This is a genomic window from Agromyces sp. P1_H4, assembly GCF_056405255.1.
This window is the reverse complement of record NZ_JBFUCL010000145.1, coordinates 1-13,871: the sequence shown is the minus strand read 5'-3', so window position 1 is coordinate 13,871 and position 13,871 is coordinate 1. Positions and strand designations below refer to the sequence as shown.

The 13,871-nt window shown below is 71.9% G+C and carries 15 protein-coding genes; 8 read left to right on the top strand and 7 right to left on the bottom strand.

From position 1 onward, the window contains the following. On the bottom strand, nt 1-511 hold a 511-nt coding region (locus AC1DY2_RS10385; RefSeq protein WP_476762357.1), incomplete at its 3' end, for an FAD-dependent oxidoreductase. A gap of 88 nt (nt 512-599) precedes the next feature. Here AC1DY2_RS10385 and AC1DY2_RS10380 point away from each other — a divergent pair. Continuing rightward, complete coding sequence (locus AC1DY2_RS10380; protein WP_476762356.1) at nt 600-971, top strand: metalloregulator ArsR/SmtB family transcription factor; 372 nt, start codon at nt 600-602, stop codon at nt 969-971. Beyond that, a complete protein-coding gene (locus AC1DY2_RS10375) occupies nt 968-2,149 on the top strand; it encodes an MFS transporter (RefSeq protein ID WP_476762355.1) in 1,182 nt (393 codons plus the stop codon). The genes AC1DY2_RS10380 and AC1DY2_RS10375 overlap by 4 nt, the downstream gene beginning before the upstream one ends. 35 nt (nt 2,150-2,184) lie before the next feature. Here the strand turns inward: AC1DY2_RS10375 and AC1DY2_RS10370 are convergent, their stop codons facing one another. After that, the gene (locus tag AC1DY2_RS10370) at nt 2,185-4,536 is read right to left on the bottom strand and encodes a cellulase family glycosylhydrolase (RefSeq protein WP_476762354.1); all 2,352 of its coding nucleotides are present in this window, start codon (nt 4,534-4,536) and stop codon (nt 2,185-2,187) included. Between the two features lie 175 nt (nt 4,537-4,711). Here AC1DY2_RS10370 and AC1DY2_RS10365 point away from each other — a divergent pair, with 175 nt between their 5' ends. Continuing rightward, entirely contained in the window at nt 4,712-4,954 is a 243-nt protein-coding gene (locus tag AC1DY2_RS10365; RefSeq protein ID WP_476762353.1) for a DUF1653 domain-containing protein, read from the top strand. An 18-nt stretch (nt 4,955-4,972) separates the two neighbouring features. Here the strand turns inward: AC1DY2_RS10365 and AC1DY2_RS10360 are convergent, their stop codons facing one another. Both AC1DY2_RS10360 and AC1DY2_RS10355 read right to left on the bottom strand, forming a co-directional pair. Further along, entirely contained in the window at nt 4,973-5,185 is a 213-nt protein-coding gene (locus AC1DY2_RS10360; protein ID WP_476762352.1) for an SCO4848 family membrane protein, read from the bottom strand. A 56-nt stretch (nt 5,186-5,241) separates the two neighbouring features. Continuing rightward, on the bottom strand, nt 5,242-5,799 hold the full coding sequence (locus tag AC1DY2_RS10355) for a TetR/AcrR family transcriptional regulator (RefSeq protein WP_476762351.1): 558 nt from the start codon (nt 5,797-5,799) through the stop codon (nt 5,242-5,244). A gap of 134 nt (nt 5,800-5,933) precedes the next feature. Between AC1DY2_RS10355 and AC1DY2_RS10350 the strand changes: the two genes are divergently transcribed. Together AC1DY2_RS10350 and AC1DY2_RS10345 are read left to right on the top strand one after the other, a co-directional pair. Then, nucleotides 5,934-8,504, top strand: coding sequence for an MMPL family transporter (locus tag AC1DY2_RS10350; RefSeq protein ID WP_476762350.1), 2,571 nt, complete (start codon nt 5,934-5,936; stop codon nt 8,502-8,504). Between the two features lie 75 nt (nt 8,505-8,579). Beyond that, nucleotides 8,580-8,795: a hypothetical protein gene (locus tag AC1DY2_RS10345; protein ID WP_476762349.1), complete on the top strand. Its 216-nt coding sequence runs from the start codon at nt 8,580-8,582 to the stop codon at nt 8,793-8,795. Nucleotides 8,796-8,814: 19 nt separating this feature from the next. Here AC1DY2_RS10345 and AC1DY2_RS10340 read toward each other — a convergent pair whose 3' ends face one another. Next, nucleotides 8,815-9,192 (bottom strand): DUF2255 family protein, encoded by a 378-nt coding sequence (locus tag AC1DY2_RS10340; protein WP_476762348.1) that lies wholly within the window; start codon nt 9,190-9,192, stop codon nt 8,815-8,817. Between the two features lie 139 nt (nt 9,193-9,331). Here AC1DY2_RS10340 and AC1DY2_RS10335 point away from each other — a divergent pair, with 139 nt between their 5' ends. Further along, on the top strand, nt 9,332-9,733 hold the full coding sequence (locus AC1DY2_RS10335; protein WP_476762347.1) for a (R)-mandelonitrile lyase: 402 nt from the start codon (nt 9,332-9,334) through the stop codon (nt 9,731-9,733). A gap of 2 nt (nt 9,734-9,735) precedes the next feature. Next, the gene (locus AC1DY2_RS10330; protein WP_476762346.1) at nt 9,736-10,536 is read left to right on the top strand and encodes an alpha/beta hydrolase fold domain-containing protein; all 801 of its coding nucleotides are present in this window, start codon (nt 9,736-9,738) and stop codon (nt 10,534-10,536) included. Nucleotides 10,537-10,558: 22 nt separating this feature from the next. Here AC1DY2_RS10330 and AC1DY2_RS10325 read toward each other — a convergent pair whose 3' ends face one another. Then, nucleotides 10,559-11,272 (bottom strand): SOS response-associated peptidase, encoded by a 714-nt coding sequence (locus tag AC1DY2_RS10325; protein WP_476762345.1) that lies wholly within the window; start codon nt 11,270-11,272, stop codon nt 10,559-10,561. A gap of 209 nt (nt 11,273-11,481) precedes the next feature. Here AC1DY2_RS10325 and AC1DY2_RS10320 point away from each other — a divergent pair, with 209 nt between their 5' ends. Further along, the gene (locus tag AC1DY2_RS10320) at nt 11,482-12,918 is read left to right on the top strand and encodes a flotillin family protein (protein ID WP_476762344.1); all 1,437 of its coding nucleotides are present in this window, start codon (nt 11,482-11,484) and stop codon (nt 12,916-12,918) included. A gap of 125 nt (nt 12,919-13,043) precedes the next feature. Here the strand turns inward: AC1DY2_RS10320 and AC1DY2_RS10315 are convergent, their stop codons facing one another. Continuing rightward, on the bottom strand, nt 13,044-13,616 hold the full coding sequence (locus tag AC1DY2_RS10315; RefSeq protein WP_476762343.1) for a YbaK/EbsC family protein: 573 nt from the start codon (nt 13,614-13,616) through the stop codon (nt 13,044-13,046). Nucleotides 13,617-13,871: the final 255 nt, after the last annotated feature.

Genomic DNA, 13,871 nt, shown 5'->3' with positions numbered 1-13,871 from the left:
CGTAGGTGCCCGATGCGTCGACGACGGCGCGAGCGGTGAGCTCCTCCACGCCGTCGGCGGTGTGCACGCGCAGCACGAACGGCGTCTGTTCGCGGCGTGCCATGCGCGTGCGGTCCATGCCCTGCCGGGTGACGGCCTCCACCGTGAGGCCGGTGCGGATGCGGGAGGCGATCGGCTCGAGGGCGGCGAGCGGCTCGAGGTACCGCTCGACGAGCTCGGAGCCGGTGGGGAGGGCCTCGGGCGACGGCAACGCCCAACCGGTCGCCTCGAGCAGGCGGCGCGACGCGGGGTCGACGACGTGCTTCCACGGGGAGAAGAGCCGCGTGTGCCCCCACTGCCGGATGCTCGACGCGATCTGGTCACCCGATTCGTAGATCACGAAGTCGATGCCCCGCTCCACGAGGTTCGCCGCGGCGGCCAGGCCGACCGGACCGGCGCCGATGATGGCGACGGGCAGTGTGTCGAGTCGGCGCTGCTGCAGGCTCGGGGCGGTGAGGTCGATCAGGGTCATGATCCGGGCCCTCCAAGGCATCGATGAACTTCGATATTGAGTGTGGCGACTATATCGATGGTTGTCAATATTGGGCTAGCATCGTGGCATGAGCACGACGCTGCTGCAGATCACGGATGTCTCCGACACCACCGGCGCGGCCTGCTGCACCCCGCTGACCCGCGAGACGATCGACGCCGACCGCGCAGAGGAGCTCGCCCGCARGCTCAAGGCCCTCGCCGATCCGACGCGACTCCGGCTCGTCTCGATCGTCGCGGCATCCGCTGGCGAAGAGGCGTGCGTCTGCGACCTCATCGAACCCGTCGGCCTCAGCCAGCCCACCGTGTCGCACCACCTGAAGGTGCTCATGGACGCCGGCTTCCTCACCCGGAGCAAGCGCGGCACCTGGGCCTACTACCGGCTCGTGCCCGGCGCGCTGGGCGAGCTCTCGCAACTGCTCGACGTCACTGCATCGCGGTGAGCTCGCCGCACGTCTCCGCGCCGTCCAGCCTCGGAGCGCGTCTCGCGGCCCTCTCGGTGGGGCAGGTCGTCAGCTGGGGCATCCTGTACTACGCCCTCATCGTGGCCGCGCCTGAGATCGCGGCGGAGACCGGCTGGACCATCGCCCAGGTGACGCTAGCGTTCTCAATCGGACTCATGGTGTCGGCGGCGGTCGGCATCGTCGCCGGGCGCCTGCTCGACGAGCGTGGTCCTCGGCTCGTCATGACGGCCGGCGCACTCACGGGTGCACTGGGCCTCGTCGTGGTCAGCGCGGCACCGAACCTCCTCGTCTTCGCGCTGGGCTGGGTGATCTGCGGCGTCGCGCAGTCCGCCGTGCTCTACCAGGCCGCCTTCACCGTGATCACGCGACGGCACGGGGAGCGACGCCGTGGCGCGATGACGATCCTGACGCTCGCCGGCGGGCTCGCGTCGACCGTGTTCGCGCCGATCGTGGCCGGCCTGCTGCACGTGCTGGACTGGCGGGCGGTCTTCCTCGTGTTGGCGGCAACCCTGCTCATCGTCACGCTGCCGCTGCACTGGTTCTTCCTCGAGCGGGCCTGGGCCCCGCATCCGCCTGCGAAGGGCGACGAGCAGGTCCACACCGTCGGCACGGTCGTCCGAACGCGCCGGTTCTGGATGCTCGAAGGGTCCATGGTGGCGTTGACCGCTGCGCTGTTCAGCGTCACCCTCGCGGTCATCCCGCTGTATATGGAGAAGGGCTTCACGTACGAGCTCGCCGCGTGGTCGCTCGGCCTCCTCGGCGCCGGACAGGTCATCGGGCGGCTCCTCTACGTCGTCATCCCGCACGCGACGGCACCATGGCTCCCGCTCGCCGTGACCTCGGCCTCGGCGATCCTGCTGCTCGCCCTCATGGCGGTCGTGCCCGGGCCGCCGTGGCTGCTCATCGTGATCGGGATGGCCGCCGGCGCCGTCCGGGGCGCGCAGACGCTGGTGCAGGGCTCGGCCGTCGCCGACCGCTGGGGCACGCGGAACTACGGCTCGATCAACGGCGCGTTCGCCGCCCCCATCACCGTCGTCGCCGCACTCGGACCGGCGCTCGGCCCGATCCTCGCCAGCGCGATCGGCGGATACGGCGCGATGGCGCTCGCCATGTCGGGCGTCGGGATCGTCGCACTGGTCGCGGCCCGGTTCTCCTGAGTCGCCCGCGCCGGGGGAGGGAGAACCGGCCCCCCTCAGTCGGTCGACAGGGCGTAGTCGCCCTCGGCGCAGCCGGTGATGCGCCAGCCGCCGGGCACCGCGGCCGTCGCGGCATCCGTGATCCCGCTGCTGGTGAGCTCGGGCTCGGCGCTGCCGGGAACCCAGACCTCGAGGCCGCAGCCGCGCTCGCCGACGGTGCCTGCGAGCGACACATGCGCTCCATCCGCCTCGAGCGCCGTGAGCACCCCGGGTGCCGACTTTGGGTACGCCCGGCTCAGGATCGCGAGCAGGTCGTCGCGGGGCGGCGCGTCGTCGCCGGTCTCGCAGTCCTGCACCATGAGTCCGTTGCCCGTGGGACCGATGCCGTTCTGCGGGTCGCCGCAGGCCTGCTTCCACACCCAGTAGGCGCTGCCGAGCCGGTTGGCGTCCTCGGCGTCGGCATAGCGGCTGAGCCGGTCGACCACGTCGGCATCCTCGCCCCAGTATCCGTACTCGCCCGACCACAGCGGGGCGCCGTACTCGTCGGCGACGCGCTGCGCGAGCACGAACTGCCGGTCCATCCCGACGATCGGCGGGATGCCCAGGGAACGATCCATCGTCAAGGACTCGGCGTAGAGGTGCGGCGAGAACACGATGTTGCGGTCGTCGGTGAAGCCCGGTGTCGGCCCACTGTCGAAGCCGAGCCCCGACCAGAAGATGCTCGGCTCCACGAACACGATCTGCGGTGCGCCCGCGTCGCGAATCGCGACTATCGCGCGGTCGTAGTAGCGGCCCAGTAGCAGCGACGTGGTGACCGGCGCGGTCTCGCCGAAGCCGGGCTCGTTGAGCAGGTCGTAGCCCGCCACGGTCGGCTCGTCGGCGAATTCGGCGGCGAGCCGCCCCCAGGTGTCGACGAGCGCGCCCTGCACGCCGTCGGTGTCGAAGTAGAAGTGCTGGAACGCGCGGTTGCCGGCCGGCGAGATGTCCCGGCCCTGGAACTGGCAGCGCGGCGCCTCGTCGGTGATGGTCGCCCACGCGGGCGCCCCGTCGTAGCCCCACATCGGGTCGGTGCCTGGTCGGCACGCGGTGCCCTCCTCGGTCGCGCCGTTGAACCACGAGTCCTGGTGCATGTCGAGCACGATGCGCACGTCGTGCTGCTTCGCCCACCCGACCGCGTCGGCCACCTGCGCCAGGTAGGCGTCGTCGAACTCGCCGCGCTCGGGCTCGAGCGCCGACCACGAGAGATTCAGCCGCACCACGTTGAACCCCTGCGCGGCGATGCCCGCGAAGTCGTCCTCGGTGAGCGGCCTCGTCGCCGCGACGTCGGCCTGCGGCTGGTAGAAGTCGACGAGCTGGTTCACGTTCACCCCGCGCAGCAGCACCTGGTTGCCGTCGCCGTCGGTGATGATGGGACCCTCCGCCCGCAGGAACCCGTCAGGCACGGATGCCGCGGTGCGCGAGGCATCCGTCGACCCACCGTTCGGCTCGGCCGCCGAGGCCGGCGCCCCCGCGCCCGTCGCGGGCAGCACCAGCGCCGCGGTCACGGCGATCAGGGCGACGGATGCCGCGGCGAGCTGCAGCACGCGGGCAGGCCGCCCCGCGTGCACCCGCTCGGCGACCACGGCGACCACGCCCGCGATCCAGCCGACGCACGCGCCGAACGAGAGGCCGTCGGCGATCGTGAGGTATGCCGTCATCAGTGGCCACAGGTCACCTGCGAGCCCGCCGTCGACCGCGAACGCGACCACCGCCTGCACCAGCCCGACGATGCCGCCCGCGACGAGCGCCGCCAGCCATCCGCCGAGCACGCCGGGCACCCGGGCGCGCATCCACCGCAGGCACACCGCGGTCGCCACGGCGATGAGCACGATCGCGACGAGCATCGACACCGGGCCGCGGTCGGCGCGGGCGGCCGGGATACCGGGACCGTACGCCGCGCCCGTCCACCAGAGGCCCGACAGCAGCGGGGCCACGGCCGCGAGGAGCACTGCGGGGAGCCAGACCGGCATGGCGGGCGGCCAGAGCGCGCTCCGCTCGACCGCGGTGCGGCTGGTCGGACCGCCGACCCACCGCGCGAGCGCCGCCACGACGAGTGCCGCGGGCACCGCCTTGGCCGTCACGTACCCGGCCGCCCATGCGGCGGCCGCGACATCCCAGGTCATCACCAGGCAGGTCGCGGCCTGCGCGAGCATGACGGCCAGCACCACGCCGGCGACCAGGGTCCAGAAGCGATCGCCCGCCCGGACGGTGACCCACCAGGTCACGCCCAGCACCACGGGCACGAACATCGCGTACGGAGCGAGCGGCCAGGCGCCGACGTCGAAGCGCGGCTGCGCCCCGGACCAGCCGACGAGCGCGAGCAGCCCGGTGGGATCGGCGATCGCCTGGATGACGACCAACGCGAGCATGGCGCACAGGGCAACGGCCCGGCGGCGAACCGACTTCATGACACTCCATCGTGACGAGCCCGCGGGGGGACGAGCCTGCACAGCATCCGACATCGGCAGCGGCAAGTCAAACCCGAACGACGCTCGGCCCCCGGAGGAGGGTCGCGCGTTCCGCGGCATCCGTAGCATTGGACCGGTGAGCGAAGCGAGCGAGCCCGCGGGCATCGAGCCGGGCATCTACGAGCACTTCAAGGGCGCCAGGTACGAGGTGCTCTTCGTCGCGCGGCACAGCGAGACCGAGGAGGAGTTCGTCGTCTACCGCCAGCTCTACGGCGACCACGCCCACTGGGTGCGGCCGCTCGCGATGTTCACCGAGATCGTCGAGCGTGACGGCCGCAGCGTGCCGCGCTTCGCGCGCGTCGACGTCGACCCGGTGTGACGGACCCGGGGACGGGCGTCAGAGCAGGATGACGAGCGCGGTGACGGCGGATGCCGCGGCGAGCACCAGCGCGAGGGCGATGAGCACGACGTGCACGGTGTAGAACGTGGTGCGGCGGCCGTCGGCATCGCGGGCCCGCGGGTCGGCGGCGATGCGCGGGTAGAACCGAGGCCACACGATGACGTTGAAGAGGGCGTTGGCGAGCAGCAGGACGACGGCGAGAACGAGCACCGTCCGATCGTAGACGCGTCGGCTGCACCTGCTCGTGCGCGCGTCGTCGCTCGGGCTCAGTCCCAGGCGCCGCCCGGCCCGATCAGTACCCGCCACACCCAGTCCGCGGCGGTCGCCGCCGGGGGTCGCTCCTCGCGGGCGAGCCATGCCTCGATGACGCCGAGCGCGGAGCCGGCGATGCCCGCCGCCACGACGTCGAGCGGCAGCCCCTCGAAGGCGCGTGTGCCCGACCGCACGACGGCGTCGCCGACGATGAGCTCGATGCGCCCTCGCAGACGTGCGGTGACCACGGCCGAACCGGGAGAGCCGAACACCCGCTTGTAGAGTCCGGCGTTGGCCTCGATGTGCTCGAGGAACGAGAACAGCGCCTGCGGCGGCTCCAAGGGGGGCTCGACCAACTCGGGCAGCGCCGCCCCGGTCGCCTCGGCCGTGGCGTCGAGCGCGTCGGCGAGCAGCGTCTCCTTGTCGGAGTAGTGCTGGTAGAAGGTGCTGCGGTTCACGCCCGCACGAGCCGCGATGTCCGCGATGGTGAGCTCGTCGAGCGAACGTTCGCGGGCGAGCTCGAACAGCGCCTCCTGCAGGGCACGGCGCGTGCGCTCGACTCGGACGTCCATACGGGGATTCTGCCAGCGGTCGGATGCTTCCTGTGGAGTTCATCCACAGATGTCGGATATCCGACACATGTCGGTATTCTTGTCGGTGGCTCGATGGCGTGCCCCGAACCCATGCTCCCGAAAGGCACCCGGCAATGGCTGAACTCCTGTACCGTCTCGGTCGCTTCTCCGCGCGCCGACCCTGGACCGTGCTCGTCGCCTGGCTCGCCGCGCTCGCGCTCGCCGTGGGCGGGTTCCTGGCCTTCGGCGGCACCGTCACCTCGAGCATGAGCATCCCCGGCACCGAGACCGAGCGCGTCAACGCACAGCTCAACGACCGGCTCTCGGGCCTCGGCGGCGCCACCGGCACCGTCGTCTTCCAGACCGAGGACGGGTCGGCGTTCACCACCGAGCAGCAGGAGGAGATCAGCGCCCTCCTCGCCGACGTCGGCGAGCTCGACGGAGTCTCCGACACGGTCGACCCGTTCGCCGCGGCATCCGACCGCGCCGACCAGGAGCAGCAGCTCGTCGACGGCCAGGCGCAGCTCGACACCGCCTCCCAGCAGCTCGACGACGGACAGGCGCAGCTCGATGCGGGCAAGGCCCAGCTCGACGCCGGCCAGGCCCAGCTCGACGCCGCGATCGCGCAGTCGCAGGCGGCCGGGGCGTACGACCAGGCCGCCGAGCAGTTCGCGGCGCAGCAGGCGCAGCTCGACGCCGGAGCCGAGCAGCTCGCCGCCCAGCAGACGCAGCTCGACGACGGCGCGGCGGAGCTGGCGACCCAGCAGGCCCAGCTCGACGACGCCACCCGGCTCATGACGGCCGCGGCGGAGATCCGCACGGTCTCGAGCGACGAGAGCACCGCCATCGGCGTCGTCATGTTCGACGACGACCTCTTCTCGCTGTCGTCGGAGGTCAAGGCGTCGGTCGCCGAGGCGCTCGACGGCGCCGGCATCGACGGCGTGTCGGTCGACTATTCGTCGACCATCGCCGCGTCGATCGACGGGCTCATCGGCGCCGGCGAGATCGTGGGCGTGATCGTCGCGATGCTCGTGCTCATCATCGTGTTCCGGGCGCTGCTGCCCGCGGTGCTGCCGCTCATCACCTCGCTCATCGGCGTGGGCGTCGGCGTCGCCGGCTCGCTCGCGTTCTCGGGGGTCGTCGAGATGACGTCCGTCACCCCCGTGCTCGGCGTGATGCTCGGCCTCGCCGTCGGCATCGACTACGCCCTCTTCATCATCAACCGGCACCGGCGGCAGGTGCTCTCAGGCATGGAGCTGCACGAGTCCATCGGACTGGCCAACGGCACGTCGGGCAATGCCGTCGTGTTCGCCGGCTCGACCGTGCTCATCGCGCTGCTCGCGCTCAACGTCACGGGCATCCCGTTCCTCGGCGTCATGGGCACCGTCGGCGCCGTCTGCGTCTTCATCGCGGTGCTCATCGCCGTGACCCTGACCCCCGCCCTCCTCGGGCTCATCGGCCAGCGCGTGCTCTCGCGCCGCGCCCGCGGCGAGATCGGCCACGAAGTCCACGCCAGCCCCGAGCTGCGTCCGATGAAGACGTCGCGGGCGATCCTGCAGGCGGTGCTGTCGATCGTCGTGCTGCTCGTCATCGCCATCCCCGCCCTCTCGATGCGGCTCGGCCTGCCCGACGGGTCGTCCGAGGCCGAGGAGTCGACGCAGTACCGGGCCTACACCGCCGTCGCCGACGCATTCGGTGCCGGCCAGAACGGCCCGCTCCTGGTCGTGGCCGAACTGCCCGACGGCGTCGAGGACGACGACGTGGTGGCCACGCAGGCCGACCTCGCCGACACGTTGATGGCGCAGAACGACGTCGTAGCGGTCGCGCCCGTCGGCGTCTCGGATGAGAACGACTACTTCGCCTTCCAGGTGGTGCCCGCCGACGGCCCGTCGAGCGAGTCGACCGAGCAGCTCGTGCACGACCTGCGCGACCTCTCACCGCTCGAGGGCGACATCACCCTCGGCGTCGCCGGGCAGGCGAGCGGCAACATCGACATCTCCGACAAGCTGGCCGGCGTGCTGCCGCTCTACCTCAGCGTCGTCGTCGGCCTCTCGTTGATCATCCTGATCCTGGTGTTCCGCTCGATCCTCGTGCCGCTCATCGCGACCGCCGGGTTCGTGCTCACCCTCTTCGCCGCCTTCGGTGCGGTCGTCGCGATCTTCCAATGGGGCTGGCTCGGCGGGGTGTTCGGCGTGCACGACCCAGGCCCGGTGCTGAACTTCGCGCCGATCATCATCATGGGCGTGCTGTTCGGGCTCGCGATGGACTACCAGCTGTTCCTCGTGTCGGGCATGCGCGAGGCCTACGTGCACGGCGTGCCCGCCCGCACCGCGGTCGTCGCCGGCCTGCGCAACGGCCGGGCCGTGGTCACCGCCGCCGCGATCATCATGGCGGCCGTGTTCGGCGGGTTCGTGTTCTCGCACCTCACGATGGTGCGCCCCCTCGGCTTCGGTCTCGCGATCGGCGTGCTGATCGACGCCTTCATCGTGCGGATGCTCCTGATCCCGGCCGTGATGCACCTGCTCGGCGAGTCCGCGTGGTGGCTGCCGAAGTGGCTCGACCGCATTCTGCCGAATGTCGACGTGGAAGGTGCGGCGCTCGAGCGGAGCCACCCCGTGCACGGCGCGGACGCGTCGGCGGACGCGGCGTCCGGCGCCCACGAAGCCGGACCCACGGAGCCCGTCGAGCCCGCCGCGGCACGCTGAGGCGAAGGCGTCCCGAGCTGGTTGCCCACTCGACGGCCGCCATGGAGAATGCTCACAACGATCCACGCGGGTCGCGTGCGCGACCKCGTGGCGGTGCTCGTCGCGCGCGCGGCCAAGCAGCGGCTGAAGGCGGAGGGCGCGGCGGTCGACGAGCCGACGGATGCCGCCGCGGCATCCGTGAGCGCGACCGAACCCGTCGACGAGCCGCTCGAGCTCGACCCGATGGAGCTCGAGCGTCGTTCGCGCGAGTCGGGCCTGCTGCTCGGCGACCTCGGCGGCGGTCCGAACTGACGCGGCGCCGCCGGGCTGCTCAGTCCGCCGCGGGATCCAGCCGGAACGTCGTCGGGATCACCTGGTCGCCGACGACGGTGTTCACGATGCGGGCACCGTAGCGGTCGTACTTCGCGTGGTAGGCGTCGTCGATCGCCGCGTGCACATCGGGCGCGGCATCCGCGAAGGCGACGTCGCGCTCCACCCCGCCGGCCCTGATGCGACCGCGCCGGCTCGCCTTCGCGCGGCGGAACCAGCCGTTGTCGGGTCCGTACGCCGAGCGCACGTACAGGTCGTCGCCCGAGCGCACCACCCAGATGGTCACGAACGGGCGCAGCGACCCGTCGGCCCGGTAGGACGCCACCTGCAGTTCGTCGGCCGCGCCCACACGGGCGAGTTCGTCATCGGTCCAGCTCATCGTTCCATGCAACACCATGGCCGTCCGCGGTGGGAGGCCCTAGCGGGGCGTGTACCGCCAGTGCCTTCCTCGTCGTGCGCTCGCGGCGTACCTTCGATGGCATGTGCGGGCGATCGCGCCCGGGCACGGAAGGAGAGCGATGCAGTTCCAGCCGAAGCAGCCCACCACGAAGGGGCCCGCCGAGCTCTTCACCGGCGACGTGCACTTCGATGTCATCGCCCGCGGCGAGGAGCCGTCGCGGCTGCGCGTCAACCTCGTGCGATTCGCGCCCGGCGCCCGCACGGCCTGGCACCGCCACTCCCTCGGGCAGACGCTGCACGTCACCGACGGGATCGGCCTCGTGCAGGCGCGCGGCGGTGAGGTGCGGGTGATGCGACCCGGCGACACCGTGCACACGCCGCCCGGCGAATGGCACTGGCACGGGGCATCCGCCGACTCGTTCATGTGCCACCTCGCCATGTGGGAGGACGACGACGCGACCTGGGGCGAGCATGTCACCGACGAGGAGTACGGCGCCCCGGCGATCGACCGGCGCGGCTGACCATGCGCGACGTCGTGTACGCGGAGCGGGGCGGATTCCGGCCGCTCGCGCTCGACCTGCACCTGCCCGCGGGGCCGTCGGTGTCGGATGCCTCGGGGGCGCGCCCTGCCGCGGACACGGCCTTGCCCGTCGTGCTCTTCCTGCACGGCGGCGGGTGGCAGGGCGGAAGCCGCCGCGAGTTCGGGCCCGACCTCGCCGACGCGTTCGAGCGGATCGTGGAGGCCGGGTTCGCCGTGGCATCCGTCGACTACCGGCTGAGCGCCGAGGCGGTCTTCCCGGCCCAGGTCGACGACGTGCTCGCGGCCATCGCCTGGCTGCGGGCGAACGGCCCGAGCCTCGGGATCGACCCCGCACGACTCGTGCTGTGGGGCGAGTCGGCGGGTGCGACGCTCGCCATGCTCGTCGGCCTGCGAGCGGATGCCGCGGCGCGCGGCGTCATCGACTGGTACGGGCCGACCGACTTCATCGAGCACGCCCGCGCCCTCGGTCGCGAGCACGACCCCGACTGCAGCGAGGCGAAGTGGTTCGGCGCCCCCGTCGCAGCGGACCCCGCCACCGCCGCGGCCGCGAGCCCCGCGCGACAGGCGCACGGGGATGCGCCTCCGTTCCTCATCGTGAACGGCACCGCCGACACGTCGGTGCCCGCGTCGCAGGCGGTGCTGCTCGCCGACGCGCTCGCCGCAGCCGGCGCCGAGGCGACGCTCGTGCTCGTCGACGGGGCCGGGCACCGCTGGGAGGGCGACGTCGATCGCGACGCGCTGTTCGACGACGCCATCGCCTTCGCGCGGCGGGCAATCGCGTGAGCCGATGCGTCGAGCGGCTCGATCAGCCGGCGGCGTCGAGCGGCTCGATGAGGGCCGGGTCACCGGGATCCACCGTGCGCGAGTTGTTGACCCGGCGGTCGACCTCGTAGTTCGAGATCGTGGCGGCGACCTTCTCGGACTCGGCCGTGAGCAGCGCCACCATCTCCTGCTTGCCCTCGTCGTCGAGCTTGACGGGGGCGAGGTACTCGTCCCACACATCGCGCTCGAGGAACACCGGCATGCGGTCGTGGATCTCGCCCGAGGCATCCCGAGCCTCACGCGTGATGATCGACGTGGACACCTCCCACTCGTCGCCGACCTTTCGCGCCGTGTAGATGCCGGCGGCGGCGAGCAGCGGCTGCTCGCCGTGGAGGAACCACGCCTGCTTGCTGCCGGGCTCGCCCGTCCACTCGTAGTAGCCGCGCATCGGCACGAGGCAGCGCGAGGAGGCGAACGCGCCCTTCCATAGGCCGTTCGTCGCGACGGTCTCGATGCGCGTGTTGAACTGCGGGCGCTTCGAGTCCTTCATGAACGACGGATGGAAGTTCCACACCGCGGCGTCCACCGACCGAGCGACCTCGCCCGTGTCGCTGTTCTTGCGCTCGCGCACGATGGGCACGACCTGGGTGGGCGCGATGGAGTACTGGGGCACCCAGTCGCGGAAGTCGCCGCCCTCGGCGACGAACTCCTGGATCATCTCGTCGACCTTGGCGTCGTTCGCGAATCGTCCGCACATACCGCCAGTCTGCACCCGTCCGCCGACACCGCGCACGGGGGTTTCGCCCGGCACGGTCGGGGTTTCCCGGCATCCCGCGCGCGGTCACGCGGCATCCGTCGACGGCGACTCGCGGCATCCGCCGACGAGGGGAGGCCGACCCATTGCGCTCCCGGTCGCCTCCCGACAGTCTTGTCCGGAACCCCCGCACACCCCCTCGGAAGGACCCCGTGTTCGACTTCGCCCTCACCCCCGTCATCGGGATCATCGCCCTCGTCATCGTCGCCGTCGTCATCCTGTGGATCTGGGCGAAGGTGCTCTACCGCAACGTGTCACCCGACGAGGCGATCGTCGTCACCGGCAAGCGCTCGAAGCGCAAGGTCGTCGACGGCATCGACACCGAGGAGTCCGGCCAGCGCGTCGTGCACGGGCAGGGCGTCTGGATCATGCCCTTCTTCCAGAAGGCGCACAAGATCTCGCTGCGCTCGCGGGCGATCGAGATCCGCGCCGAGGCGCAGACGAACAACGGCATCACCGTGCACGTCGACGCCGTGGCGATCGTGAAGGTCGGCGACAGCGCGTCCGCCATCCGCGCGGCCGCGCAGCGATTCCTCGGGCAGGACAAGAACATCGACATCTTCGCCCAGGAGGTGCTGTCGGGCTCGCTCCGCGCGTCCATCGGCGCCACTGACGTCACCACCATCATCAACCGCCGCGACGAGCTCTCGGCGTCGGTGCTGGGCGTCGCGCGCGAGTCGCTCGCCAACCAGGGCCTCGACGTCGACTCGTTCGAGATCAAGGGCATCTCCGACAACAACGGCTACATCGACGACCTCGGCCGCGCCGAGCAGGCCAAGGTGCGCAAGCAGGCCGAGATCGCCGAGGCCGAGGCGCAGCGCGAGGCCCGCGAGGCCGTGATCGCGGCCGAGCAGACCGTCGCCGAGCGCGAGGCCGGCCTGGCCCAGCGCAAGGCCGCGCTGCAGCGCGAGACCGACAAGGCCACCGCCGAGGCCGCCGCGGCCCGACCGCTCGCCGAGGCACTGTCGCAGCAGGAGGTCGTGGCGCAGCAGGAGATCACCGCCCAGAAGCGCGCCGCGCTGCGCGCCGCCGAGCTCGACTCCGAGGTCAAGGCCGTCGCCGACGCCCAGGCCTACAAGGTCAAGGTGGAGGCCGAGGCCGCCGCCGAGTCCGTGCGCATCGCCGCCGAGGCGGACCGCATCGCCCGCACCGCCTCGGCGGAGGCGCTGCGCGCCGAGGGCCTCGCCGAGGCCGACGCCATCCAGGCCCGTGGTGCGGCCGAGGCCGCCGCGACGAAGGCCGCCGCAGAGGCCGTCGCCCAGCAGTCCGAGGCGCTGCTGCAGATGCGGGTCATCGACGCGCTGCCCCTCATCGCCCGCGAACTCGCCGCCCCCATGTCGAACATCGACCAGCTCACCGTCGTCTCGACCGACGGCGCCTCGCAGCTCGCGAAGAACGCGGTCTCGGGCATCACCGAGGTCGACGCGATGCTGAGCTCCACGATGGGCGTCGGCCTGCGCGAGCTCATCGGCGGACTGATCGGCGGCACTGCTGCCGGCGCGGCGGCCGGGAGCGCCATCGCCCGGAACGGCGACGCGCACGCCGCGGTCGCCGCGCAGGAGGCGAGCGCCCCGGCCCTGGCCGAGTAGCCGGGCGTTCCGCCCAGTCACCCATTCCGACGAGGAGATGCCGAACCCGCGCCCTCGAGCGGGTATCCGCGGGTTCGGCATCCACTCGTCGCCTCCGGCGGGGGCGGCGCGACCCGCGGCTCGGGTCAGCCGGCCTGCGCGATCCGCAGCACCTCGGCGTTCGGCAGACCGGCGAGGAACGCACCCGTCACGAGCAGCTTCGAGCCTCGGATGCCGCTGCCCACGATGAGCCGCTCATGGCCGGCCACCGACTCGTCAACGAGGATCGCCCAGTCGGCGGGCAAGCCCACGGGCGTGATCCCGCCGTACTCCATGCCGCTCAGCGCGACGGCGTCGTCCATCGGCGCGAACGACAGCTTGCGCGCGTCGAGATGGCGACGCACGACGCCGTTCACGTCGGCCCGATCGGAGCCGCGCACGAGACACGCCGCATACCAGGTGCGCTCGCCGCGGCGGGCCTGAACGATCACGCAGTTCGCGCCGTCCTCCATCGAGATCTCGTAGTGGGCGCAGAAGGCGGCCGTGTCGGCGAGGCCCGGGTCGATCGCGGCGACCAGCACCTCACCGTCGGGCGGGGCCGGGCTCGCGGCATCTGTTGCGCTCGCGGCATCCGCTCGCTGCAGGGCCGCGGCCGTCGGCGGCGCGAGCAGCCCGGGGGAGTCGAGGGCCGGCGTGAAGTCGAGCGTTCCGAAGCGCATGACGAGCAGCGTACGACGGATGCCGCGGCGCCGCCTCGGGCCCGGACGCGGCGCGCGAAACGCATGAGAATCCGCTCCATGAGCTCTCAGGGCGGGCCATCTCGCGGATTCTCCTGCATTCCGGCACGCGCGCGCGGTGTCGAGTACGGAAGCCGGCCGCGCCCCCCACGGCTTCGCCGCCTCGCGCCGAATACGCAGGATCATGCGTTCTTCGGCCTCCCAGGCCGGGTCAGCGGGCGGCTCATCCTGCATACT